The sequence below is a fragment of the Methanobrevibacter sp. genome (genome assembly GCF_045130115.1).
In the GTDB taxonomy this organism is placed as follows: domain Archaea; phylum Methanobacteriota; class Methanobacteria; order Methanobacteriales; family Methanobacteriaceae; genus Methanocatella.
This window is the reverse complement of the sequence record NZ_JBGUPC010000063.1, coordinates 26,363-50,121: the sequence shown is the minus strand read 5'-3', so window position 1 is coordinate 50,121 and position 23,759 is coordinate 26,363. Positions and strand designations below refer to the sequence as shown.

The following is a 23,759-nucleotide window of genomic DNA, read 5'->3' as shown; positions in this document are numbered from 1 at the left end:
TGATATTTATAATTATATTTATTTATAAAGTTTTCTATTTTAAAATAACAAAAAGTAATTAAATGAATTTTTGAGATGCCTTTATGGTTCCGGATATTCCGATGGTTGTAATGGAAATGGCCTTGCCGTTATACTTATAGGTCAACGCAAGGGAAGACCGTACATTTTCCGTAAAATCCCTTTGACATCTCACAATAGATTTATATCGAATATATTCATCTGTTTTTTCGATTTCATAAAATTTCATGACCCATAGATTAAAATTAGAGGTCATGCACTCTCCCTGAAATCGCATACATACATCCCAAATGATGTTCACCAATTCATCCTTGGAAATCGGAAAAGTGCTTTTAATATCTAATGTCAGATATCTGTTATTCTTTCTAAGAGTAGGCGGTAAAACCTTAAGCTTCATCATTTACCCTCCTCACTCCCTTAAAAATCAAGTCTTTTCTATTTTTATTAAATTCCAGTATGTTTTGAGAAGTTATAAACGATTTATTTATCTCATCATCATTCAATCCAGTTTGTTTAAACACAGAAACAAAATCCTGAGTAGTTTTAATATCAAAAATAGATTCTGAACATGATGATAAGATTAAAGGAAAATCAAATTTTCTATATAATGTAAAAATGTCTCTGAAATTGGAAATGATTTTAGCCCTAGGGGCAAGATAACTTCTTAAAATATCATTGAAGCATAATTCAACTGCAACATTATTGCGTAGAGACTCCTTTGCAAGAATATGATTCAGACCGGCATCATACCTTTTCAAATAAGGTCTTGACAGCACATCGATTTTTACGTTTTCCAAAACAGCCCTATTGACCTTTAAATCTCCACCGATTACAGATATGCATGATGCCCTATCCCTAAATTTATTTGCAGCCTTTCTAATTTCATTGATGTTTGTTGATTTGATTTCTAACGTATAATCAAAACTGATAATAGACTCCAAACCATCATCTAATTCTTCTCTTAAATTTAAGGCATTTTGAAAATCTTTTTGATTATATGAAAAGTTTATATGCTCCCATCCATATTCAGAAGCTTGCTTGGCTAACTTAATATTATTTTCCAAGCTACTGCCCTTAATATTCAAATCAAAAAACATAGTAATTTATTTATTATTTTATATATTTAAAAATTTGTTAAAAAAAAAATAAGATAAGTGATTATCAAATCACTTACTGATATCTATAGAATTCAACGTTCCAATTTACAGTCTCATAATAGTCTATTGTAAATTCCTCTTCAGACTTTAAAGTACACTCGAATGAATCAGATCTTGTTTCAACAGCACTTGAGGAACCCCAATCTACGCCACCTGACTCACCATTTGTACCTGATACATATAAATGGTTTGTAGCATAATTCAAAATTGGATATGCAGAAAGTTCGACCTTGATTTTACCTTTAGGAACTTTAATAGTTTTTGAACCTGAACCCGAACCGGAATAGCTTCCTATTGATACCCATTCTTTTGATTTGCTTTCAGATGTGGTAGTGGTTTTTGCTGAATCAGAATCATCATCAGATTTGACATCATTGGAATCTGCACTGCTTTGTGAAATAGAATCATCTACACCGGAATGTGAATTTAATGCAAAATAACCTATAACTCCAGCCAATATAATAATTACAGCAATTAAAGTAATTATCACATATTTGGAATTACCTGAGTCAGGTGAAGCATCCTCAGTGGATTGTGACAATACCCCTCCACATTTAGTGCAAAATTTTGCTTTGTCTTTATTTTCATGTCCACAATTACTACATTTCATGTTATCAATTGCCAAAAAATTTTCTATATTTATATTTTTAACAAGACATATATATGTAGTTAATTATTAAATATATTGTAATCAAAGAGGTGTTTAAATTAAACATACAATGTTATAAAATATTTTATATCATAAAGACAATATAATTACTTATGGTAAAAGATAACGATGAACTTTTGAAATTAGCTTCATATGTTCAAATCTCAAAATACCGAGAAAAAACATTAAAATCAATCGGTGATGATGTTAAAATACCAACAAACATTGCTAAGGATAGTGGAATTAGAACTAATCATATTTCAAAAGTTCTAAGTGAATTAAAAAGCAAAGAAATTGTTGAATGTATTAATGAGGAAGCCCGTAAAGGAAGATTATATAGATTAACCGATACAGGAAAAGACGTTTTAGAGACTATTAAAGAGAAAGAAGAAAAAGAAGAATAATTAACCTAATTCTATACCTTCTTTTATACTTTCTAATTCATTAATATCTTCACTGCTTGAAACTTCTTTTAAAACATCATGCAACATTTTTAATAAAACGCTATTTTTGACATCCAATGGAAAACAATTATCGGTTTCCTTAAAAATTGATTCATAAGATGGTTGAGTTAAATCTTTTCTGTATTGAAGCTTTATTTCGCTTCTCAACTCATCATCAATATATTTTTCCAAATAAATTATTATTTCGTTAGCAAAGGAATTTCCTAAAATCATCATGCTGTCCAATGAGTCATCATCAAACCCATAGCTCTCAACCAATACATTAAATGATCCGTAATTCTGATAACCGTACGGTATAAACCTTCCCTCAACCGTATGGGCACAATATTCATTCATGATTTTGAATTCGGGAAGGGTTAAAAAATACCAGACAAAACTTTGAAGGGTAGAAGATGACTTGACCTTAAAAACATGACATAACAAATTTTCAATAATTTCAAATAGGAAAAAATGGCCCAGTTCATGTATAATTGTAGCAATTTGAACTGAATCATCCAATCTGTCATCGTAATAAATGCTATTACCCAAAAATATAAATCCCCGTTCATATCCCCTTGCCTTAGGCTTGCATTCCGTAAATATGCCCGCCAAGTTCAAAATCTTATTCCTTATTGTATCTCCCCAAATGTCAAAATACTCCGCCCTGATAAAGATATTGGATAAAATCTGATTGTACTGCTCATTGGAAATCTGAGCATCCAACAACAGGTTCTGGTTAAATTCGGAAAATAATGTTTCAAAATCCTCAATGCTTATAGGATTAATTTGACTATTACATTTAACACACATGGTGGAAAAATCAGGATTGGTTTCCCCGCAAAACGGACAGATATGCTCCAAAATCAATTTGTTACCGCAATGGGTGCAATAGTTATTTTCCTTAAGATTCAAAGTTCCGCAAACATCACATTCCTTCACGTTCATCCCTACCTGAACATGCCTTTAAGGCTTTTGACAGTTGAATTGATTGAATTTTTTTGAATTATTCTTCTTTTGATATTTTTACCGCAATTTGGACAAAATTCCTCATCCCAATTTAAAATTTCTCCACAAGAACAAACAAATCTTGTTTTCACATTTCTCTGAGGATTCAACGGCCTTTCACAATTCTCGCAGAACTTTAAATGTTTATGATTTTTATGTCCGCATACGCAAAGTATCTTGGTATCTTCCTTTTTAAGATTAGACCCGCACTGAATGCAGAAATCTGATGTGACTTCATTTAGGGCAGAACAGGTGCACAGGATTGCGACTTCACCCAATTTGCCGTAATTGCTCAATGGAAGTCCACAGTTGCGGCAGAATTGTGAAAACTTTTCATTTTCCTCGCCGCAGAAACAAAATATTGAATCGTTAAATTCCAAATTAAAGTTACTGTAATTGTCATCTGAGGTCGATTGCTCATTTTTTAGCTGTTTTCCGCACATTTCACAGAATATATTTTCCATTGAGTTAATCGCCCCACATTCACATAAAACATTGTCAAAGGAAAATTTAGGTTTAGTATTTCTTTTGAAAATTTTTGAAAGTTTGCTTTGGGACCTTTTGGCTCCACACATATAACAGTAGTCATTGTTGATGTGGTTTAGATAACCGCAGGAGCATATTTCATATTTAAAATCATTTTTGGTATTGATATAAGGTGAAAAGTCTATTTGAAAATTGAAAAAACCAATATCATATATCGGAGGGGTAAAAACATGGAATACGTTTTTAGAATCATGACCTGTTTTATGGCCACAATTAACACAATAAGGTTCATATGGTAATATCCTATGACCGCATATTCTACAATAATTTCCCGCTGCCATTTTATCATTTTCTGGATAATGATTGTATCTCTTCTACAACTTTATATAATACCTCTTGGCCAAGGCCTTCAATGTATTTGATAGATCCTGCACATTCATGCCCTCCGCCATCTACACCGGCTTGAGGAACCTTTTCTATCATCTTTGCTACAATTTCATTTACATTGAATCCGTATTGTTCATTTACTGCATCAGTTGCTCTAAATACACCAAAATCAGGACCATGACCCAATGTTACGATAGGCTTATCCTCACCAAGTTCCTTTATGACATGGTCATGTACAAATCCGCAGGTTTTGCCCGGTGCAGGGAATGTGAATTTATGTGCGAATTTTTCAACATCCAGCAGATTGAAGTAAATTCCGTTTTCAAGTCTGGTCTTTTTAATGTTCGGAAGAGCTGCCCTAAGCTGAGTGTCAATCCTCTTTTGATATTCCTTGTATAGGGCATCAATCATTTTTCTGTGCTTGTCGATATTGTCAACTGCAAGAATGGTATCCATTATTCCTCTTCCATTCATGAATCTTAAGAAGTACGCTTCAAAATCAACACATTCAGCGACTTTTGAAAGATGTTCCTGGCTAAATCCTTTTTGTGCGGCAAGCTTTAGGTATTGATAAGTTTCACCGCATTCGGCACGGTCTCCCAATGATGCAATGGCCGGCAGATGCTTGATTAAATCTTCAACATCAGGATTTATGATATGTGCAACTTCGGTTGCAAGGCAGCCTGCAGTCAACTGTGAATCTCCACCGACAAGGTATGGATTTACATGAGTGTCCACATATTCATCAACCGCCACTGTTGCCCCATAGATTTCGCCATCTCTTTCATCTTTTGTGAGCAATTCGCCCGGGGAGTGATGGTCTATTACAACCACTTCGATATCATATATTTTAGCTTGCATTAATGCCACAATATCCTCTTCAGTTGAACCGTTGTCCAATAAGACGATTAAAGGCAATTTTTGGCCATGCCTTTCCTGGTCTTCCAGGGCAAATGACAAATCTTTCACAACATCTTCCAGTTCATAAAATGGCGCCTTGCTTGGTGACCTTTTAAAGTAATAGTATTCAGCATCATTGCTTGGATTTATCTCCTGTATCAAAGGAACAATAGCTTTTTCCATTGCAACACCTGAAACGATACCGTCCGCATCATTGTGGTGTCTGAGAAGTATTGTTCTTCCGTCAAGTATTGCTCTTCTAATTCTTTGAGCGGCCTCATACATCTTAGGCCTGAGCCTGTTTAAAACATCACTTTTGACAAAGAAATCGACCTCTTGAGGTCTGGCCTTTCTGTTTAATGCATCATCAATCAACTTATGTAGCTGGAGTGTACTTTCTTCATCAAGTTTTATCATTGAAGATGCCTCAATCTGTGTCTTTCCGCCATGTTCATTGACTTCACCGATGACCTGAACCGCATCATTCAGCTCGATTTCAGGATATGATCTCTCACCGGCCTTATCAAAAGCGGCAATTTCTGTTGTTCCGGTTTCATCGCTGATGATAAATATTGTAGGACCGGAGGTTTGCTGAATTTGCTGGACTTCACCGTCAATCCTGACAATCTTTCCCTTATTTTCATCCAATTGAGAAATAAGGGTTCTTGGAATTGATTTGGTGAGTCTTTTAAGATTATATGATTCAACATATGCAGGTGCAAAATCGATTTTGCCCTCTCTTGATTTGATTGAAGTTACAAATACTATTATTTCTTCTCCAACATTATATTCAGATACATCTCCTCTCATGAGCCCCCAAACATTATTGTTAAGGGAAATGAAAGCCCCATATCTTTCTATCCTAGTGATTTTTCCTTTGTATAGCTTATCCCTATCAATATCCTTCATAGTGCATATTGAATCCAGAACATATACATCACGGGCTTGTTTTCTTTTAGCTTCAAATTCATCATGCTTCATTTTCTCAGCCTTTCTTTTTTCACCGCATTCATGACATAAATCATATTTTTCATCAAGTATTTTTCCACAGTCCCTGCAAACGTTGATTTGACCTGTTCCATGACACTGAGGGCATTCTTCATAAACTTCAACTTGCCCTTTTCCATTACATACCTCACATGGAATGTCCTCTTCTCCTCCAAGGTCAAATTTATCACGTGCTTTACTGTTTACTCCCTTAAAATGACTTCCTATATCAAAAACATCATCTTCATAACCTGTTCCGCCACAGGCATCACATTCCTTATAGTCCACTACAACTGAACCTATTCCTTTACATTTCGGACATTTTGTTTTCATTTAAACACCTGTCTAACTAAATAATTTTGAATTATTCTGAACAATCCCATTTCTTTCATTCTGATAGTTCAATGCTTCATACATTATCTCGTTTGCGTAGCTTCCACAATCGGATCCGGTATAATTCTCTTCCATCTCCAAATAATATATTGCATCTCTTAAATTCTCAACGGCCTTTAATTTGAGTTCCAATTCTTTGATGGTTGTGTCAATGTAGTCTTTGTGAACTTCATTCAAGTCTTTATAATATTGATCTTTGATACTTTGCAGACTATGCAAACTACTATTATAATTGTCTCCGGCAGATATTGCTTTTTCTCTGGATTGGTCAAAATATTTGGTATTCAATAATTCAACGGATTCATTGTAATCCTTATCTCCCTGAACAATGCTGTCGCTAATCTTAGGCATTGATTCATTAACATTATCAATTGTACTCTCAATATAAACAACAGCAACAGACATTAAAAGTAAAACTACAATAAAAATTATTAATTTAATGTAACTAGACACATTATAAAGTATATTAAAAGATATTATTAAAATTTGTTATAAAAAAAATAAGGAAGTTTAAAAAATATTTTTTTAAACTTATTCGCTGGACCAAAGTCCGTGTAGGTTACAGAATGCTAATGCTTTAACATCATCGGTTGAGTTTACGGTAAATGTTGCTTCTGCAACGTCACCAGGTTTAAAGCATTTTGCGTATTGTTCTGCTCCTGCTTCAACAACTAAAAATTGAATGAAGTGGTCATCATCCATTGGGTGAGCAGCTTCACCGACTTTTACGGTTACTTTGTCGCCGTCGATTTCAACTACAGGTTTGTGTTTAGGAGCTTTTTCCCCTTCGGTTTGCACAGGGATAGCGAGCATGTGTGTGTCACATGTGTCGCCGTCGTCTTCAACTAAAACTTGGATAATACTTCCACAGTCATCACATTTTAATATTTTTGCCATAATAAAACATCTCCATATTTGGGTAAAGATAATTTATTAAACAAAGTATATATTATTATTGATTGTTTTCCTTATAGTTTTCAATTGCTGCCTGAAGGCCGTCTGCCGCAAGGTTTGAACAGTGCATCTTAATTGGTGGAAGACCATCCAATTCATCAGCAACATCATTTCTTGAGATTTTTAAAGCCTCATCAACAGTTTTCCCAACTGCAATTTCGGTTATCATACTGCTGGTTGCAATGGCTGCACCGCAACCGAATGTCTGGAAAGAAATGTCCTCAATGACTTCATCATCATTGACCTTAATGTAGATTGTCATCAAGTCCCCACAGGTTGGGTTTCCCACAGTTCCAACACCATTTGCATCTTCCATTTTTCTACAGTTTCTAGGGTTTGCAAAGTGATCCATTACTTTTTCTGAATAATCCATTATTAACACCTCTTACAAGTATCACTATGTTTTTTACACATTATATCATCATAATTAAGTTCCTGATTCCATAACGGAGACATTTGTCTCAATCTTTTGACAGCTTCGGCAACAGTGCTGACGAATTCATCCACATCGAAAGTGTCGCTTTCAGGTGCAAGTGAAATTCTCAGAGACCCATGAACATCAACGGGATCCAATCCCAATGCGGTGAGCACAGGTGATGCTTCAAGAGTATTTGAGGAACATGCTGAACCGGTTGAAGCCTGATAGCCTTTAGCATCCAATAAGAGAATCAATGATTCACCTTCAATCGCCTTAAATCTGAAGTTTACCAAATTCGGCAATCTTTCTTCCCTATCTCCATTCAGGTATGTTTCAGGAATGGTGGATAAAACTTTGTCAATCAGTTCATCTCTAATTGAAGAGAGTTTTTCATAATGCTCTTCAAGTTGATTGGCCGCCAATTCGCAGGCTTTTCCGAACCCTACAATGCCCGGAACGTTTTCGGTTCCGCCTCTGATTCCTTTTTCCTGTCCTCCACCATGAATAAGTGGCACGACACGAGTTCCTTTTCTGATGTATAATGCTCCAACACCTTTTGGACCATTAATCTTATGAGAAGATAAAGCCAGTAAGTCAATATTTAATTTCTCAACATCCACCTCTATTTTTCCAAAGCTTTGCACTGCATCAACATGGAACTTGATTCCCTTTTCGCGTGCAATCTTACCGATTTCTTCAATTGGCTGAATTGTACCGATTTCATTGTTGGCATGCATTACACTGATCAGGATAGTTTCGTCAGTGATTGCTTGTTTTAAGTCTTCGATTTCAATTATACCTTTTTCATTTACAGGCAGGTAAGTTACCTTAAAATCAAGAGATTCCAAAAATCCTAAAGTATTCTTTACTGCAGGATGCTCAATATTGGTGGTAATTATATGTTTACCTTTTTTTGCCAATTTAAAAGCAATTCCCTTAATTGCAAGGTTATCGGATTCAGATCCACCACTTGTAAATATTATTTCTTCAGGTTTGGCATTGATTGCATCAGCCACTCTTTGACGGGCCAAATCTAATGCCTTTTTGGATTCACGACCGTATCCATAAAGAGTGGAAGGGTTTCCGAACTCCTGTATGAAATATGGTTCCATTTCTTTAAAAACTTCCTCACTTACTTGTGTGGTTGCTGAGTTATCTAAATACATTCTTTATCTCCCAATTGTTGTTTTCTAATAAGTAAAATTTTATAATATAAATATTTTAAGTGAGTAAAGGGTTACTTTACTCAGATACTGTCAAGTGCTTGACTTAAATCAGCTATTAAATCATCAACATCCTCAAGACCAATTGAAAGTCTTATGAAGTCAGGTGTTACACCAGTAGCTTCCTGTTCTTCCGGAGTCAATTGCTGATGTGTTGTACTTGCCGGGTGGATTGCAAGACTTTTTGCATCCCCGATGTTTGCAAGTATTGAGAACAATTCGAGTTTTTCTATTACTTTACGTCCGGCTTCCTCTCCGCCTTCAACACCGAAACCTAGAATACCTGCAAAGTTGTCTTTCAAGTATTTTTTGTTGATTTCATAAGTTGGATGTGATTCAAGTCCAGGATAATTTACCCATTTGACTTTAGGGTGAGCTTCCAGGAATTTAGCTACTTTTAATGCATTTTCAGAATGTCTTTTTACTCTAACGTCAAGACTTTCCAATCCTTGAAGGAATAAGAAGCTGTGTACTGGTGCCAGGGTTGCACCCAAGTCCCTTAAGAGTCTTGCTCTTATCCTTACGGTAAATGCCAGGTTTCCGAGTTCCGGAACATCACCGAATGCATCCCAGAATACCAGTCCGTGGTAACTTGGATCAGGTTTTGTGAAGTTCGCGAACTTGCCGTTTCCCCAGTTGAATTTACCTGAATCAACAATGTATCCTCCGACAGCAGTACCGTGTCCGCCTACATATTTGGTTGCTGATGCAGCAATGACATCCGCACCATGTTCCAGAGGCCTTACAAGTCCAACGCCAACAGTATTGTCAACAATCAATGGAATGTCGTGTGAATGTGCAATTTCAGCCAATGCTTCAAAGTCGGGCACATCCAATTTTGGGTTTCCAATGGATTCGACATAAATAGCTTTGGTTTTTTCATCAATTGCGGCTTCAAAAGCTTCTAGGTCCTGTGAGTCGACAAACTTGACATCCCTTGCAAGATCCTTGAAAGTGTAGTTGAATAATTGATATGTTCCACCATAAAGGTTGTCTGCTGATACGATGTTGTCTCCAGGTTCGGTTACATTTAAGATTGCATATGAAATTGCTGCAAGACCACTTGATGTTGAAATACCGGAGTTACCGCCTTCGATAGCAGCAATTCTTGCTTCAAATACATCACTAGTAGGGTTAGTTAATCTGGAGTAAATTTGTCCAAATTCTTGAAGGGCGAATCTTCTTGCAGCCTCATCTGAGTCTTTAAATACATATGAAGTTGTCTGATAAATAGGAACCGCCTGAGCCCCAGTTGCGGGGTCTGGAGTTTGTCCTGCGCGTACACCTAATGTTGCTAATCCATAATCTTTATTTGTCATTTATTATCACCTTTATTTTTGAATTTCAGTAAAATATATCACGTGTTATATTCACTATATAACAATAGTTATTTTTTATATATAAATGTTTTGGTAAACCTAAAAAAAAGTAGAATAATAAATTATAACTTATGTTATACAAAAATAACATATGTTATTTTTAGTATATAAACATTGTTATATTTCTTGAAAAAAAATAAAAAAAGAAGAGAATAATTCTCTTAATCATTAATTTCATAACCTAACGCCTGTAGGTTATCACGGATTTTATCTGATAAGTCATATTGCTTGTTAGCTCTTAACTCGGATCTTACTTCAGAAATTAGATTAAGCAAATCATCAGATCCGGCATTTACCTCTTCACTTTCAAAGCTAACCCCGAAAATATGGGATGCATCATCCAAGAATGATTTAATGGCAATTTTATCAGACTCGCTAAAGTTATCCAAATCGTTTTTAGTATCATTGATTAAACCAAAAAGGGCAGCAATAGCTTTAGGAGTGTTAAAGTCATCATCCATACTGTTGAAGAATTCACCCTTGTGAGGTTTTAGAGCATCACATTCAAATTCCTCTTCGCCAACTTCAACATCCAATTGTTCGTAGTATTTTCTGATTCTTTCCAAACTTCTTTCAGACTGGTGAAGTGAATCTTTAGAAAAGTCAATTGGACTTCTGTAATGGGTTGACAATACAAAGAATCTGAAAGTTTCGGCAGCATAATCCTTAAGTAATTCACGAATTGTAATAAAGTTATTCAAAGATTTTGACATCTTTTCTCCATTTACATTTAAAAATCCTGTATGCAACCAGAATTCAACCATAGGAGCTTTCCCTGACACAGCTTCCATTTGAGTAATTTCCGCTTCGTGGTGTGGGAAGATTAGGTCAAGCCCTCCACCGTGAGCATCATATTGAGGTCCGAAGTAGTATTCGGTAATTGCTGTATCTTCAATGTGCCATCCAGGTCTTCCGTCACCCCATGGAGACGGCCAAGTTGGCTCATCCACTCCGACACGTTTTTTCCATAATGCAAAATCCTGTGGATTTTTCTTGGTGGTTTCAGCTATGTCCCTATGAGATTCCAATTCTTCAACATTCCTGTTGGATAACTTACCGAATTCAGGGAATTTGTCAATTTCAAAGTAAACTCCATCTTCGGTTTCATAGGCAAATCCCTTATCGATTAATCTTTGAATTTGGTCTAAAATTTCATCAACATGATCAGTTGCTCTTGCAAATAAATTAACGCCATTGACATTTAATTTGTTCATGTCTTCAATGTATCGTTTTTCGAATTTTCTGGCCAACTCATTAGCCGGAATTCCGCTTTCTTTTGATCTGTTAATGATTTTATCATCAATATCAGTGATATTTTGAATATAGAATACGGCATATCCTTTGTATTCCAAGTATCTTTTAATTGTATCAAAAGAAATGTAGGTTCTTCCGTGTCCAATATGTGCATCATCATATACAGTTGGACCGCAAACAAATAAGTTAACTCTATTTTTATTAATTGTTTTAAAATCCTCTTTACTACGAGTTAAAGTTGAATAAACTTTCATAAGAATAAACCTCAAAAAAAAGTAATTAAAAAGGCAAGTGAGGGACTTGAACCCCCGTATTATGGTCTGCAGCCACACACCTAGCCACTCGGTAAACTTGCCACTAACTAAAAAAGTATAATAAAATATTGGTAACTAATAGTTTAAATACTTTACTATATTTTCCAATATTTCACTATTCGGCTTCGGAACCAATACAAGATTGACAGTCTTCACCGAGTTCAGATTTATCAATATTGAGTTGGGCCAAAACGTCTGCAGTCTTGACATTTTTACAAATTTTACATGTTCTTGGTATCAAATCTGCTTTGGTGGCTTCGCCTTCTGACAATTGACGAGCAAATTCATGAATCATTGCTTTTACATCATCATCAAGCTTAATGCCGCTTCCACGTTTATCAGTGATGTACTGAGATACTGCAGGTTGGGTAATGTCCATAAGTTCTGAAACATCTTTCTGCTTCATTCCTAAGTTTAATAGCTCTTTTGCAAGTTCTGATCGGATTGCAGGAATTACATACCATACAACAATTTCACAAGGAGGTTTCATATTAATCGCCATCTTTTTTAAATAAATCCTCTAATTCTTCTTGTTCATCTCTAATATCTTCAGTCAAACAAATTTCGTGCTTTTCGAATAAAATTTCGAAACGCTTATCATTTTCCTGAAGATGTTTTTCGATTACTCTAATTGCATCGGCAACAGGGTCAGGAAGCTTGCCATGGTCCAAGTCAACCTCTTCATGACGCACACCTCTGCGTTTGACAATTCTTCCAGGAACACCAACACAGGTTGATTGAGGAGGAACATCTTTTAAAACTACTGCACCGGTACCGATTTTGGAATATTCCCCAATGGTAATGTTTCCCATTACCTTTGCACCGGCTCCAACAATCACTCCCTTTTCAACTGTTGGATGTCTTTTGGTTTTTTCTGTACTTGTTCCCCCAAGGATTACTCCCTGATATAACAGTACGTCATCACCAACAATAGCGGTTTCGCCGACTACAACACCCATACCATGATCAATAAATACTCGTTTACCGAATGTTGCACCAGGGTGAATTTCAATGCCCGTAAGGAATCTTGCCAAGTTGGAATTCATACGGGCCAAAAGCTTGAAAGAATGAATCCAAAGCCAATGGCTAACCCTATGCATTATCAGGGCCCAAAATCCTGGGTAACATAGAAAAATCTCCAATGTAGACCTTGCAGCAGGATCCTTTTCTTTAATAGCTTTAATTTCAGCCCTCAGATTGTCAAACATTGATAAACCTCATAATATGTTATACTTAAATTATATAACATATGGTATATATACTTAATCTTATTCAAATAACCAGTCAACAGAGAGATATCTCTCACCGTTATCAGGTAAAATGGCTATTATTCTTTTACCTTTATTTTCTTCTTTTTTAGCTAAATCTAAGGCAGCCCAAGTTGCAGCACCAGAGGATATACCTGAAAATATACCTTCCTCCTTAGCAAGTGCGAGTAAAGTGTTTCCCGCATCCTCATTTGCAACCGGAATAATCTCATCAATCACTTCGGCATCATAGATTGATGGAACGAATCCTGCACCTATACCTTGGATTTTGTGAGGTCCTTTTTCACCTTTTCCCAGGGTCTGTGAGTCTTTTGGCTCGACTGCTACGATTTTTACACCTGGAACCTCTTCTTTCAATACCTTACCTATTCCAGTGATTGTTCCACCAGTACCGACACCTCCAATAACGATGTCCACTTTTCCTTCAGTATCCCTTAGGATTTCCTGAGCGGTAGTTTCAGCATGGATTTTGACATTTGCAGGATTGTCAAATTGACCTAAAATTATTGAATCAGGAGTTTCCTCATTGAGCTCGTTTGCCTTTGCAATAGCTCCTCCCATTCCATCAGCACCAGGAGTCAATACCAATTCAGCTCCTAAAACACTTAGGAATTTTCTTCTCTCAATGGACATGGTTTCAGGCATGGTCAAAATCAATTTGTATCCTTTAGCGGCTGCTGCAAATGCAAGACCGATACCGGTGTTACCGCTGGTAGGCTCGATGATTGTTGAACCTTCCTTGAGAATGCCTTTTTCCTCTGCATCTTCAATCATTGCAACCGCTACCCTGTCCTTTACGCTTCCGGTTGGGTTGAATGATTCGATTTTAACGTCCACTTCTGCTTCTAAGTCTTTAGTTAAATTATTCAATCTTACAATTGGAGTGTTTCCAATAGCGTCGGTTATGCTATCGAGTACTCCTCTTTTTAATTTTGGAACATTTACCATATTTTATTCTCCTATATATTAATTATATTTTAGGCATATTAAAGGGGTTACATTAAAAGTCATATAACATTTGTTATAATAACTATTGTTATATAACATTGTTTTACTTTATAAATGTTTTGGTATGACTAAAAATTAGTTAGATATTTTCCCTGAAATAATCACAGATATCAGTGCATGGACAAATTTCACACTGAGGACCAATCGGTTTGCAGATGTTCTGGCCAAACTGAACCATCAAATCATTCAATTTAATCCATAACTCCTCTGGAGCAATCTTGCACAATTCAACCTCGGTTTCTTCAGGGTCTTTAGTATCAACAAGTCCCAAACGATTGGAAATTCTGTGAACATGAGTGTCAACAGGAATTGCCGGAAGCTCAAATGCAAATACCATTACGCAATTTGCGGTTTTACGGCCAACTCCCGGAAGCTTGACCATTTCCTCGACGGTATCCGGAACCTCACCGCCATATTGGTCAATCAAAATCTGTGAAACTTCCTGGATTCTGCCTGCCTTGACATTGTAAAAACCGGCAGGTCTGATCAGCTCCTTGACATCATCAATCGGAGCATCAACAACGGCATAAATGTCCGGATATTTGGCAAAAAGATTATTGGTTGCCTGGTCTGTATTTTCATCCCTTGTCCTTTGAGACAGGATGGTTCTGATTAAAACCTTATACGGATCATGGTCGAGGAAAGTCCTTATCTCAAAAACACTCTCCAGCTCTTCAATCAACTTGATAACACGTTCTTCCTTATTCATTTTTTAACTCCAATTCAAATCCAAGTTCTGCCATCGCTTCAATGAAATTAGGAAAAGACACGTCAAAGACTTCTCCGTTTGTAATTTCAATGTCATGCTTGAGGCCAATCAGTGAAAATGCCATTGCCAGTCTGTGGTCCCCATGTGAGTCGACAACACCGGAAGTTACTCCTCCTGTTATGCTCATGCCATCTTCCCTTTCAGTCAGCTTGCAGCCCAATTTCTCCAGTTCCCTGCAGGTCGTGTCTATCCTGTCGGTTTCCTTAACCCTTGCATGAGCAACACCTGTAATGTTTGTTGTGCCTTCAGCCATTGCAGCCAGAACCGCAACGGTAATGAGTAAATCAGGAGCATTTGACAAATCAACATCAATCGCCTTCAGATTGCCTTCGGAAGCGATTTCAACATAATCCTCTCCACGGATGACTGTAGCGCCCATCTTCTGCAGAATATCTAAAATGTACTTGTCACCCTGCTTGGAATCCCTGAACAGGTTTTTAATCCTGGCTTTTCCGCCGTTGATTGCAATCAATGCCAGCAGGTAAGATGCTGAAGAATAGTCCCCCTCAACAGTATAATCGCAAGCAACATAATCCTGCTTTCTTACAAGGAACTCGTCAATTCTGCAGCCCTGATGCTCCTTATCACAGTTTTCATGCTTCAAATAATATCCTTTTAGAGTTTTAACACCGAATTTCCTCATGATATCCAATGTCATGTTAACATAAGGTCTTGATTTGAATTCAGGCAATACATACAATCTTACACCCTTTTTAGATAATGGGGACGAAATCAGAATTGATGAAATGAACTGGGAACTGACGTTTCCCATGATATTGGTCTGACCACCGGCATAACCTGGTTTGATTAAAATCGGCGCCTTCTCATTATCTTTTAAAGAACAAGTTTCAACTCCCAGCGGCACCAATGCATCCATAAGAAGTCCCATCGGACGGGTCTGCAAAGAGTCATCACCGGTTAAAGTAACTTCATTATCGCTTAAAGCAGAAACTGAAGTCATTAATCTTAAGGTAGTTCCAGAATTTGCCAAATCAATTGGATCAGTAGAAGAATTATGTAATTTGCCTCCGGTCCCAATAACTTCCAAACAATCATTAGCCATATTTATTTTAGCACCCAAAGCCTTACATACTCTAATTGATGCCAAGGTATCTTCTGAGTACAGCATATCATATAATTTTGATGTCCCCTGAGCCAGTGACGCTAAAATCACTGCTCTGTGTGAATAACTTTTGGATGGCGGTGCCTTAACAACTCCACCAATTTCTGAAATATTTTTTACCTTAAGAATCATTGTATCCATAATTATTTTTAATTTAAATTAATAATATATTTAACTATGAAAGAAATAGAAAAGATGCTAGCCGGACTCGAATACTGCTATGACGATGAAGAGATATCCCTAATGAAATTAAATGCAATTGAAAATGCCAACATTTTTAATTCTCTTGCAGAAGATGATTTGGACAAGCAGCATGAAGTTCTTAGCGAGATTTTGGGTTCAGTTGGCGAAAAAGTGTGGATTGCAAAGAGATTCTGTTTCGATAATGGCAAAAACATTTTCATAGGAAACAACTTTACTGGAAACTTCAATTTGACAATACTTGACATCAAAGAAGTGTACATTGGAGATAATGTAATGATAGGTCCAAACACTACAATAACGACTGTTGGCCATCCATTATCCCCCAAAAAAAGACGTGAACATTTAGGACAGGCATCTGAAATCAGAATTGGCAATGATGTATGGTTAGGTGCCAACGTGACAATTCTTCCCGGAGTAAGCATCGGAGATAATGTGGTTGTCGGTGCCGGTGCGGTGGTTACTAAAGACATCCCTGACAATTCACTGGCAGTTGGAGTTCCCGCAAGAGTTATTAAAAAAATTGAAAATGATCTTGATTGAGTTCGGATAACTCAGAATAAAAAAAAAAGAAAAATATAGCTTAAAAAATTAAGCTATATCAGAATATAATAATCCAACAGCCCTTTGAGCAAAGAAGGTCATGTATGGAGTTACTATAATTGATAAAATTGATAAAACCGGTGAAAAACTGATGAAAGTTGATAAAATCATCTCAACAACAGCAACAATTACAATAATCAATAAAACAATTATTATTACCTTACTTACACCGATTCTTGCTATGTCTTTTACCGCTTCAAAAACATTCAAAGCTTCACTTAAACTACCTGTATTTGCCAATCTTGCCTGAGCCATAGTTTGAAGGAATGAAAAGATTACAAACAATACTATAGCAACAGTAAATGTGACAGCTAAAGACACTACCAAATTGGCAAATGCATGAGCCATTGCATCAGATACTAAAACAGTAGAATGTCCCATATAAACATTTTGTGCCAGTGAAATGATTTCTCTAGCAATTATCATAAAATTGCCGAAAACATTTGTAATATATCCTACAACTGCAACAATGAAAGCGGGAATTATGAAGTAGACTATTGTGACAATGAAATTATTAAAACCTGTTATGAAATTATCCCACCATTCAAACCCTGGAACTTTATCATCAAGCTCAATTCCGGATTTGATTACACTGATTAAATAACCGGACAATATCCATCCAATTAACATTGAAACAATAACGGCCATTCCGCCCCACATAAAGCATTCGGGAATGATAACTCCCAATATATATACAAAAGTTCCTATAAAAGAAAATGCCCCTGCCAATACTGACAGCAGAACATAAATCACTAATATTTTTATGTCTTTTGATGGAAATACAAAAGCATCCTTAATAATTTCTATTACATCCATATTATCATCTAATAACTTATTTTAATACTCCAATAAAAGAGATATTAATAATTTATTAAAAAAATAATATTTAAAATTTTGTTTAACAGACAGATGATTTTTAATTTTCCATTTAATTTATATATATTATTAAATACAATCTTTAATTAACAGACAATTGTTTTATTCATGTTTGAAATAGTTTTACTAAAAAATCAACCAATGTTGGTTCTGAAAATAGATTATTGCTCACAAAAAAATGAAGGTATGCCAATGGACAATAAAAAAATAATTATAATCAGCATAATCATTTTAATCATTGCAGCAGGCGTTATTCTAGTTATGCTGACTTCAGTAAATTATGAAAGAATTGACATAACACCCAACGGGACAAGCATAGATGTTCCCGCTAATCAAACCAAATATGGCGGAAATTTTGAAAACGCCAAAATATGGAACTGGAACAATGGAATATTGGTTACATACAATAGCCACGAGGATCAAAATATTATTAAAGTAAGTGAATTTGGCTTCAATACGCTAAATGACATTATAAAAAATGGAGAAAAGCAAAACATTGACGGTTTTACGTGTTATGTAATAAATGCTGATGAATTATTGGAAATCCATATATTTGATATCATTAAAGTGAACTATAACGGCAAATTCTATTGCATTCCTTTAGCCAATGAAACCACTCATGACAATATCATAATCTGTTGCAATGACAAAGACATTGCAGTCCACATGGCCAAATCAGTACAGTACAAAAACGTTTATCCTGACACTACCTCTTTTGACAATACAATTTCAACCGTGGAAAATATAACTGAGGATTTGCAGTCAAAGGCAAATGATTATGCAAACAATACCAATTTAACTGAAATCAAATCCACAGTAGAAGAAAAAACTGGCGTTAATTTAGATGACGCTAAAACCGAAATTGAACAATACACCGGTAAGCTACCCTTTTAATATTTCATCAAGAAGTGTTTAAAAAAATATGGAACAAAAAAAGAGTTATCATAATATATTATGTCGGCAGAAAAACTAATTGGTTCGGCGAAATCAAAGAAACCCACAAAACATATGATTATTCAAAATGAATAATCAATTTTTTTCTTTTTTTACAACAGAACATCTATAATTGATAATTTTAACTTATTATACATATTATTAAATAATGTAACATAGATAATTTATCATGTGAAAAGCATGTCGCTTTTTGATTTTTATTTTCGCTTGAAAAAGTGAATACGACAAATTTTGGAGGAAAAAAACATGGAGTCAAATAAAATATCTGGAATATTATCAGTAATTTTAGGATTAATTTTCATAATTTTCCCTATTTTTAGTACTGCAGCATTATCCATTCTCATTGGAATAAGTTTAGTATTCTTTGGTATAATATTAATACTAACCGGATTTACTGCAGTTAATATTGTAATTGGTATCCTGTCCATCATAGTCGGGCTAGTATTTGCATTCAACATTTCTGCATTATCATTCCTTCTTGGATTACAATTCTATGTAATAGGCCTTATATTGATTTTAGCAGGAATTGTTGGTCTTATTTCAGATACAAAAACATCAAAAATTGCTTCAGTATTGGTCATAATTTTGGGTATAATATCCTTTGCTCTCGGAGGATTCTCAATCGGTCAACCAATGTTCGCTGCAGTTCTTATAGGTGTGGCTTTAATCATTGAAGGAATAAGCCTATATCTAGAATAAGAATTTAAAAAGCAATCTTTTGATTGCTTTTATTTTATTTTTAAAAATTTAAATACTTTCTTTTTTCATTTATCCGAACTAATTTTAGTTAAAATTCCACTGAATAACAGCACTAAAACCATTATAATAATGTACACTATTGCCTCAAATGATTCGAGGTCGATTAATAAGTTATAAACTCCAATCAACCACATTACTATTAAAAAGCATGGCAGAACATATTTAATGACAACTTTCCAAAGAGAACCTACTTTAAATCTGCTGTTTTCATTAATTACCGGTATCAATGAATCCACATCATATATCCATGTGAAAATGATACATTGAATCGCAATTAGGAATAATATTCCAAATTCATTCACAAATTCATCAACAATACCTACAAGATAACTGCGAATTCCATTGATTTTTCTCTACAATTTTATCATCCGTTAACACTCTTAGTGAAACCTGTATTTAATCTTGATGTACAAAAAGTACTTTTTTAGAAAAAAAACTAAATTTCTTGATAGTCATTAATATATTTTTAATTTTATAAAAATGTAACTACAATATCTTTGAAAAAAGTTTAATCATTCAGTATCAAGCCTTATTAATCATCAATAATTGAAATCATTCACCATGTTGTGAGGAAGAGTGAGAAAAATCCTCCAATATATGGTTTGAAGTTGAAAAGGAAATGAAAGATTAACTGCACATATAATCAAAACATCTGCTGATTCACATTACGCAGCAAACTCCCCAAACTCAAAAGAAATAACAATTAAATAATAGTTAAAAATATATTATTAACTATATGTGAATTAATCTTTTTCAAATTTTACTATCAAAAAGGCGATAAAACATGAAAATGACAAAAAATTATAACGAAAAAGAATTACTGCTAATTATTGAAGGCCGTATGGATACAATTACTTCACAAGAATTGGAAAAAGAGATTAATGATGAACTAGGTAATTTTGAATCATTGACTTTAGATTTAAATGATCTAAAATATATCTCAAGTGCAGGGCTTAGAGTTTTGATTGTAACACAAAAGAAATTAGACTCCGACAATATTCCATTTACAATTATAAATGTCAATGGCACTGTTAGAGAAATATTTGAAATGTCCGGCTTTGATAAAATATTTACGATAAAATGAAAACAATAACATTAACCCCCGAATTGAGTGAATTATCCACTTTAAACGAGTTCGTTTTAAGTGAGCTGCCTCCAGAAAACATTCAAGTTAATCTAATTGTTGAGGAGATATTCGTCAACATTGTGAATTATTCAAAAGCGGATTTTGTTACAGTTAATTTGGAATATGAAAAACCAACATTAACCCTAGAGTTTATAGACAACGGAATCGAATTCAATCCCCTGCTAAAAGAGGATCCTAAACTTCCTGAAAGTATTGAAGAAGCTGAAATTGGAGGACTTGGAATTTTTTTAACAAAAAAAATGTCTGATGAACTTGAATATCATTATGAAAATGGTGAAAATCACCTGATAATTATTAAAAATGTGTAATTATGAAATCTAAACTGAAAAAAATAGCAATATCATTTATATTAATGGTACTGGTCAATATTATAATCAATTCAACAACTCTATTCGAATATGGTATCTCAACCCCTCATGTTGGGTTATTATATGTTTTAGGTTTATTATTCGGCCCATATGGTGTTGCAGGTGCAGTATTGGGAAATGCAGTGATAGATTTGATAATCGGATATTCGCCTTTACAAGTACTTCCTTCAGCAGTCATCAGTTTGGGAGTTTCATATTTAGCATATAAACTCTGGTATTCCGGTTTTAAAACCGACAAAATTACAAAGCCTACACTGGATAACATTTATCATCTTAACCTATTTTTATCCACAATAGTGATATGCGGACTTATCTATTCCGCTGCCCATGCAAATATGGTGGGAATCTTTTTCGACATACGACTGGATGAATATGAGTTTATTTCATATCTTTTGAACTTCATTAATTTCGCATTTATCTTCGGAGTATTCGGCATTTGGATTTCAAAAAAGATCGATTATATAACTGTCCCGAAAAAATCAGAAAGAAAAGTCAATAATAGATTATATGAGGTATTATTCGGTCTATTATTAATTATCACAATCATTTCATCAATAATGCTAATCATAACCCAAGACCTGACCATATTAACCATAAATACAATATTAATAGGAATTCTATTATTTGCTTATCTGACAAAGCCATTTGAATATAATGTAGAACCCTCTAATAAAAACACGATAATTGAAAATATTCTGCGTAATTTTCTTATATTGACCTTAGCAATTGCCTTAATAGGAGTGATAATTTCCTTTTTTAGCCTTAACATTCTATCAGACATGAGAAACATTAATCAATACATTCTTCTAATGCCAACACTCATAATCACTGATATAGTTCTAATTCTATTCTTTATTCCGTGCACAATTATTTTAAAATATATTGAAAATAAAGTACTCAAACCAATTTCATCATTTTCTGAAATAGAACAATTTATCGGTGAAAATAAAAAAATAGAAACTGAAGGACTGGTGAATATTTATTCCAAATATATCAATGAGAAAAATGAAATTGGAACTCTTGCCAGATCATATACCGACTTGATTACCTTCAATAACACTTATATTGAAAATATCGATAAAATTCAAGGCGAACAAAAGCGTATCGAAGCTGAACTTGATATTGCAACTAAAATTCAGGCGGAAAACCTGCCGACTGATGTAATTGAAACCGATGAATTTATTGTCAATGGGTACTCACACCCCGCAAAGGAAGTTGGAGGAGACTTTTTTGATTACTACACTTTAGATGATGACCGTATAGCTCTTGTAATTGGAGACGCTTCAGGCAAAGGTGTTCCTGCAGCAATTCTTGCAATGGTTAGTCAAGTCCTGATAAAACAACTCCTGGAATATGACCAAGACCCTTCAAAAGTTTTATGCTTATTGAATAATCAGATATGTGAAAACAATTCCGAAACAATGTTCATCACATTATGGCTCGGAATTTATAACAAATCAACTAAAGAATTAATATTTTCAAATGCAGGGCATAACCCTCCATTAATACGGGTAAATGACAAATTCAGATATTTGGACATCGATTCTGGAGTCGTGATTGGAATAATGGAAGACTTTGACTATGTCACAGAAGAGATAACATTAACAGAGGAATTAGTGCTATACACTGACGGAATAACCGATGCAAACAATAATGATGAGGAAATGTATGGTGAAGACAGACTTCTAAACTTCTTTAATAAAATAAATAGAAATGATGACCCGATTGATCCGTTATTGGAAGACATTCAAAGTTTCACCCAAGATGCAGAACAGTTTGATGATATGACATTAATGTACATTAAGATAAAATGATTAAATTAGCCTATTGCAATGTGGAAAACCTGGATTTGAAAAAAGCTTACGATTTAGTTTCACGAAATCGCCAGGAAAAGATTGATTTTTACAGATTCGAAAAAGACAAAAAACTGAGTGCCGGAGCTTATCTTCTTTTAAAAAAGTTATTGTCAGATGAAAATATCAAAAATCCAACCTTCAAAACTGGAAAATATGGTAAGGCATACATATCCAACATTGAAGATATCTACTTTAATTTAAGTCATTCTGACAAAATAGTTTTATGTGCAATATCTGATATGGAAGTTGGTGCAGATGTTGAATATAATGACCCTACGATTGATTTGAACATAGCTAAACATTACTTCTACAATAGCGAATATGAAAGCATCATGAATGCCGATAATCCCTCAGATGAATTCTTCAAATATTGGGTTTTAAAAGAAAGCTACATGAAATACACCGGCCTTGGAATGAACTTGAATCTGGACAGCTTTGAAATAATAATTGATGATGAAATCAAACTAAAAAATGATAATGAAAATTTAAAATTCAATATATTCAATATCGAAAATTATAAAATCGCAACAGCAAGCCATTATGAGGTATCTGATCTGATTGAAATAAACGTTGAGGACTTATATTAAAAAATTTGAAAAATAATGGAGACAGGCCCAGCCATTACCATTATACATACTCTTAACCTCAATTTAAAACACCACGGAGGAAATAATTATTCAATAAAGCCCATCTCCATTTACTAAATATATATTAACTTACATATATACTTTTAATAAGCTAAAAACAATATTTACATTAAGATATTAAATTTTAAAGCGATTACAAGATTGTTTGAAAATGGAAGTTGAAAATAAAATATCAACATTTAAATAATTCATATAACAATTTATACACATATA

27 protein-coding genes and 1 tRNA gene are annotated in these 23,759 nt (G+C 34.5%); 8 read left to right on the top strand and 20 right to left on the bottom strand.

The genetic code is table 11. From position 1 onward, the window contains the following. Window positions 1–58 precede the first annotated feature (58 nt). The 3 genes from ACJMML_RS10915 to ACJMML_RS10905 all read right to left on the bottom strand — a co-directional run bounded on the left by ACJMML_RS10915 (window position 59) and on the right by ACJMML_RS10905 (window position 1,785). Window positions 59–415, bottom strand: a complete 357-nt coding sequence (locus tag ACJMML_RS10915; protein WP_405307376.1) for an Rpp14/Pop5 family protein — start codon at window positions 413–415, stop codon at window positions 59–61. After that, entirely contained in the window at window positions 405–1,115 is a 711-nt protein-coding gene (gene rnp3 / locus ACJMML_RS10910; RefSeq protein ID WP_405307344.1) for a ribonuclease P protein component 3, read from the bottom strand. Before rnp3 ends, ACJMML_RS10915 begins: the two co-directional genes overlap by 11 nt. A 73-nt stretch (window positions 1,116–1,188) precedes the next feature. Then, complete coding sequence (locus ACJMML_RS10905; protein ID WP_405307343.1) at window positions 1,189–1,785, bottom strand: zinc ribbon domain-containing protein; 597 nt, start codon at window positions 1,783–1,785, stop codon at window positions 1,189–1,191. 152 nt (window positions 1,786–1,937) lie between these two features. Here ACJMML_RS10905 and ACJMML_RS10900 point away from each other — a divergent pair, with 152 nt between their 5' ends. Further along, entirely contained in the window at window positions 1,938–2,228 is a 291-nt protein-coding gene (locus ACJMML_RS10900) for a winged helix-turn-helix domain-containing protein (RefSeq protein ID WP_405307342.1), read from the top strand. Here ACJMML_RS10900 and ACJMML_RS10895 read toward each other — a convergent pair whose 3' ends face one another. The 15 genes from ACJMML_RS10895 to aroA all read right to left on the bottom strand — a co-directional run bounded on the left by ACJMML_RS10895 (window position 2,229) and on the right by aroA (window position 16,267). Next, window positions 2,229–3,206, bottom strand: coding sequence for a zinc ribbon domain-containing protein (locus ACJMML_RS10895; protein WP_405307341.1), 978 nt, complete (start codon window positions 3,204–3,206; stop codon window positions 2,229–2,231). It lies immediately after the preceding gene. Between the two features lie 8 nt (window positions 3,207–3,214). After that, a complete protein-coding gene (locus ACJMML_RS10890; protein WP_405307340.1) occupies window positions 3,215–4,099 on the bottom strand; it encodes a hypothetical protein in 885 nt (294 codons plus the stop codon). Between the two features lie 4 nt (window positions 4,100–4,103). Further along, window positions 4,104–6,365 (bottom strand): OB-fold nucleic acid binding domain-containing protein, encoded by a 2,262-nt coding sequence (locus tag ACJMML_RS10885; protein WP_405307339.1) that lies wholly within the window; start codon window positions 6,363–6,365, stop codon window positions 4,104–4,106. A 12-nt stretch (window positions 6,366–6,377) separates the two neighbouring features. After that, window positions 6,378–6,830, bottom strand: coding sequence for a hypothetical protein (locus ACJMML_RS10880; RefSeq protein ID WP_405307338.1), 453 nt, complete (start codon window positions 6,828–6,830; stop codon window positions 6,378–6,380). 126 nt (window positions 6,831–6,956) lie between these two features. Further along, a complete protein-coding gene (locus ACJMML_RS10875; RefSeq protein WP_405307337.1) occupies window positions 6,957–7,322 on the bottom strand; it encodes a desulfoferrodoxin family protein in 366 nt (121 codons plus the stop codon). A gap of 55 nt (window positions 7,323–7,377) precedes the next feature. Then, window positions 7,378–7,752, bottom strand: coding sequence for a Fe-S cluster assembly scaffold protein NifU (nifU, locus tag ACJMML_RS10870; RefSeq protein ID WP_292600174.1), 375 nt, complete (start codon window positions 7,750–7,752; stop codon window positions 7,378–7,380). A 2-nt stretch (window positions 7,753–7,754) separates the two neighbouring features. Next, the gene (gene nifS / locus ACJMML_RS10865) at window positions 7,755–8,963 is read right to left on the bottom strand and encodes a cysteine desulfurase NifS (RefSeq protein WP_405307336.1); all 1,209 of its coding nucleotides are present in this window, start codon (window positions 8,961–8,963) and stop codon (window positions 7,755–7,757) included. A gap of 80 nt (window positions 8,964–9,043) precedes the next feature. Further along, window positions 9,044–10,339, bottom strand: coding sequence for an O-acetylhomoserine aminocarboxypropyltransferase/cysteine synthase family protein (locus ACJMML_RS10860; RefSeq protein ID WP_405307335.1), 1,296 nt, complete (start codon window positions 10,337–10,339; stop codon window positions 9,044–9,046). Window positions 10,340–10,560: 221 nt separating this feature from the next. Next, entirely contained in the window at window positions 10,561–11,907 is a 1,347-nt protein-coding gene (gene cysS / locus ACJMML_RS10855; protein WP_405307334.1) for a cysteine--tRNA ligase, read from the bottom strand. Window positions 11,908–11,938: 31 nt separating this feature from the next. After that, window positions 11,939–12,009, bottom strand: a tRNA-Cys gene (locus ACJMML_RS10850). Between the two features lie 73 nt (window positions 12,010–12,082). Next, complete coding sequence (locus ACJMML_RS10845; protein ID WP_405307333.1) at window positions 12,083–12,457, bottom strand: transcriptional regulator; 375 nt, start codon at window positions 12,455–12,457, stop codon at window positions 12,083–12,085. A 1-nt stretch (window position 12,458) separates the two neighbouring features. Continuing rightward, window positions 12,459–13,175: a serine O-acetyltransferase gene (gene cysE / locus ACJMML_RS10840; protein ID WP_405307332.1), complete on the bottom strand. Its 717-nt coding sequence runs from the start codon at window positions 13,173–13,175 to the stop codon at window positions 12,459–12,461. Window positions 13,176–13,235: 60 nt separating this feature from the next. Next, on the bottom strand, window positions 13,236–14,183 hold the full coding sequence (cysK, locus tag ACJMML_RS10835) for a cysteine synthase A (protein ID WP_405307331.1): 948 nt from the start codon (window positions 14,181–14,183) through the stop codon (window positions 13,236–13,238). A 139-nt stretch (window positions 14,184–14,322) separates the two neighbouring features. Beyond that, a complete protein-coding gene (gene nth / locus ACJMML_RS10830; protein WP_405307330.1) occupies window positions 14,323–14,952 on the bottom strand; it encodes an endonuclease III domain-containing protein in 630 nt (209 codons plus the stop codon). After that, window positions 14,945–16,267, bottom strand: a complete 1,323-nt coding sequence (gene aroA / locus ACJMML_RS10825) for a 3-phosphoshikimate 1-carboxyvinyltransferase (RefSeq protein WP_405307375.1) — start codon at window positions 16,265–16,267, stop codon at window positions 14,945–14,947. The genes nth and aroA overlap by 8 nt, the downstream gene beginning before the upstream one ends. 45 nt (window positions 16,268–16,312) lie before the next feature. Between aroA and ACJMML_RS10820 the strand changes: the two genes are divergently transcribed. Next, window positions 16,313–16,879, top strand: coding sequence for a sugar O-acetyltransferase (locus ACJMML_RS10820; protein WP_405307329.1), 567 nt, complete (start codon window positions 16,313–16,315; stop codon window positions 16,877–16,879). A gap of 48 nt (window positions 16,880–16,927) precedes the next feature. Here ACJMML_RS10820 and ACJMML_RS10815 read toward each other — a convergent pair whose 3' ends face one another. After that, window positions 16,928–17,755, bottom strand: coding sequence for a DUF4013 domain-containing protein (locus tag ACJMML_RS10815; RefSeq protein WP_405307328.1), 828 nt, complete (start codon window positions 17,753–17,755; stop codon window positions 16,928–16,930). Window positions 17,756–18,007: 252 nt separating this feature from the next. Here ACJMML_RS10815 and ACJMML_RS10810 point away from each other — a divergent pair, with 252 nt between their 5' ends. Further along, a complete protein-coding gene (locus tag ACJMML_RS10810; RefSeq protein ID WP_405307327.1) occupies window positions 18,008–18,709 on the top strand; it encodes a hypothetical protein in 702 nt (233 codons plus the stop codon). A 306-nt stretch (window positions 18,710–19,015) separates the two neighbouring features. Next, on the top strand, window positions 19,016–19,468 hold the full coding sequence (locus ACJMML_RS10805; RefSeq protein ID WP_405307326.1) for a DUF308 domain-containing protein: 453 nt from the start codon (window positions 19,016–19,018) through the stop codon (window positions 19,466–19,468). 65 nt (window positions 19,469–19,533) lie between these two features. Here ACJMML_RS10805 and ACJMML_RS10800 read toward each other — a convergent pair whose 3' ends face one another. Further along, the gene (locus tag ACJMML_RS10800; RefSeq protein ID WP_405307374.1) at window positions 19,534–19,845 is read right to left on the bottom strand and encodes a hypothetical protein; all 312 of its coding nucleotides are present in this window, start codon (window positions 19,843–19,845) and stop codon (window positions 19,534–19,536) included. 467 nt (window positions 19,846–20,312) lie between these two features. On the opposite strand from ACJMML_RS10800, the gene ACJMML_RS10795 reads away from it, so the two are divergent. Genes ACJMML_RS10795 through ACJMML_RS10780 form a run of 4 tightly spaced genes read left to right on the top strand, consistent with a single transcriptional unit; the run spans window position 20,313 to window position 23,486 of the window. Continuing rightward, on the top strand, window positions 20,313–20,612 hold the full coding sequence (locus tag ACJMML_RS10795) for an STAS domain-containing protein (RefSeq protein WP_405307325.1): 300 nt from the start codon (window positions 20,313–20,315) through the stop codon (window positions 20,610–20,612). After that, on the top strand, window positions 20,609–20,983 hold the full coding sequence (locus ACJMML_RS10790) for an ATP-binding protein (RefSeq protein ID WP_405307324.1): 375 nt from the start codon (window positions 20,609–20,611) through the stop codon (window positions 20,981–20,983). Before ACJMML_RS10795 ends, ACJMML_RS10790 begins: the two co-directional genes overlap by 4 nt. Before the next feature lie 2 nt (window positions 20,984–20,985). Continuing rightward, window positions 20,986–22,857, top strand: coding sequence for a PP2C family protein-serine/threonine phosphatase (locus ACJMML_RS10785; protein ID WP_405307323.1), 1,872 nt, complete (start codon window positions 20,986–20,988; stop codon window positions 22,855–22,857). After that, window positions 22,854–23,486 (top strand): 4'-phosphopantetheinyl transferase family protein, encoded by a 633-nt coding sequence (locus ACJMML_RS10780; protein ID WP_405307322.1) that lies wholly within the window; start codon window positions 22,854–22,856, stop codon window positions 23,484–23,486. Before ACJMML_RS10785 ends, ACJMML_RS10780 begins: the two co-directional genes overlap by 4 nt. Window positions 23,487–23,759 lie beyond the last annotated feature (273 nt).

Coding starts and splice junctions, on each gene's coding strand:
- ACJMML_RS10815 (WP_405307328.1), bottom strand. CDS start 17,755: ATGGATGTAATAGAAATTATTAAGGATGCTTTTGTATTTCCATCAAAA.
- cysS (WP_405307334.1), bottom strand. CDS start 11,907: ATGAAAGTTTATTCAACTTTAACTCGTAGTAAAGAGGATTTTAAAACA.
- ACJMML_RS10875 (WP_405307337.1), bottom strand. CDS start 7,322: ATGGCAAAAATATTAAAATGTGATGACTGTGGAAGTATTATCCAAGTT.
- aroA (WP_405307375.1), bottom strand. CDS start 16,267: ATGATTCTTAAGGTAAAAAATATTTCAGAAATTGGTGGAGTTGTTAAG.
- nifS (WP_405307336.1), bottom strand. CDS start 8,963: ATGTATTTAGATAACTCAGCAACCACACAAGTAAGTGAGGAAGTTTTT.
- ACJMML_RS10795 (WP_405307325.1), top strand. CDS start 20,313: ATGAAAATGACAAAAAATTATAACGAAAAAGAATTACTGCTAATTATT.
- ACJMML_RS10885 (WP_405307339.1), bottom strand. CDS start 6,365: ATGAAAACAAAATGTCCGAAATGTAAAGGAATAGGTTCAGTTGTAGTG.
- ACJMML_RS10785 (WP_405307323.1), top strand. CDS start 20,986: ATGAAATCTAAACTGAAAAAAATAGCAATATCATTTATATTAATGGTA.
- ACJMML_RS10905 (WP_405307343.1), bottom strand. CDS start 1,785: ATGAAATGTAGTAATTGTGGACATGAAAATAAAGACAAAGCAAAATTT.
- ACJMML_RS10900 (WP_405307342.1), top strand. CDS start 1,938: ATGGTAAAAGATAACGATGAACTTTTGAAATTAGCTTCATATGTTCAA.
- ACJMML_RS10890 (WP_405307340.1), bottom strand. CDS start 4,099: ATGGCAGCGGGAAATTATTGTAGAATATGCGGTCATAGGATATTACCA.
- ACJMML_RS10820 (WP_405307329.1), top strand. CDS start 16,313: ATGAAAGAAATAGAAAAGATGCTAGCCGGACTCGAATACTGCTATGAC.
- ACJMML_RS10810 (WP_405307327.1), top strand. CDS start 18,008: ATGGACAATAAAAAAATAATTATAATCAGCATAATCATTTTAATCATT.
- rnp3 (WP_405307344.1), bottom strand. CDS start 1,115: ATGTTTTTTGATTTGAATATTAAGGGCAGTAGCTTGGAAAATAATATT.
- ACJMML_RS10860 (WP_405307335.1), bottom strand. CDS start 10,339: ATGACAAATAAAGATTATGGATTAGCAACATTAGGTGTACGCGCAGGA.
- ACJMML_RS10790 (WP_405307324.1), top strand. CDS start 20,609: ATGAAAACAATAACATTAACCCCCGAATTGAGTGAATTATCCACTTTA.
- nth (WP_405307330.1), bottom strand. CDS start 14,952: ATGAATAAGGAAGAACGTGTTATCAAGTTGATTGAAGAGCTGGAGAGT.
- ACJMML_RS10845 (WP_405307333.1), bottom strand. CDS start 12,457: ATGAAACCTCCTTGTGAAATTGTTGTATGGTATGTAATTCCTGCAATC.
- cysE (WP_405307332.1), bottom strand. CDS start 13,175: ATGTTTGACAATCTGAGGGCTGAAATTAAAGCTATTAAAGAAAAGGAT.
- cysK (WP_405307331.1), bottom strand. CDS start 14,183: ATGGTAAATGTTCCAAAATTAAAAAGAGGAGTACTCGATAGCATAACC.
- ACJMML_RS10805 (WP_405307326.1), top strand. CDS start 19,016: ATGGAGTCAAATAAAATATCTGGAATATTATCAGTAATTTTAGGATTA.
- ACJMML_RS10880 (WP_405307338.1), bottom strand. CDS start 6,830: ATGTCTGTTGCTGTTGTTTATATTGAGAGTACAATTGATAATGTTAAT.
- ACJMML_RS10915 (WP_405307376.1), bottom strand. CDS start 415: ATGAAGCTTAAGGTTTTACCGCCTACTCTTAGAAAGAATAACAGATAT.
- ACJMML_RS10780 (WP_405307322.1), top strand. CDS start 22,854: ATGATTAAATTAGCCTATTGCAATGTGGAAAACCTGGATTTGAAAAAA.
- nifU (WP_292600174.1), bottom strand. CDS start 7,752: ATGGATTATTCAGAAAAAGTAATGGATCACTTTGCAAACCCTAGAAAC.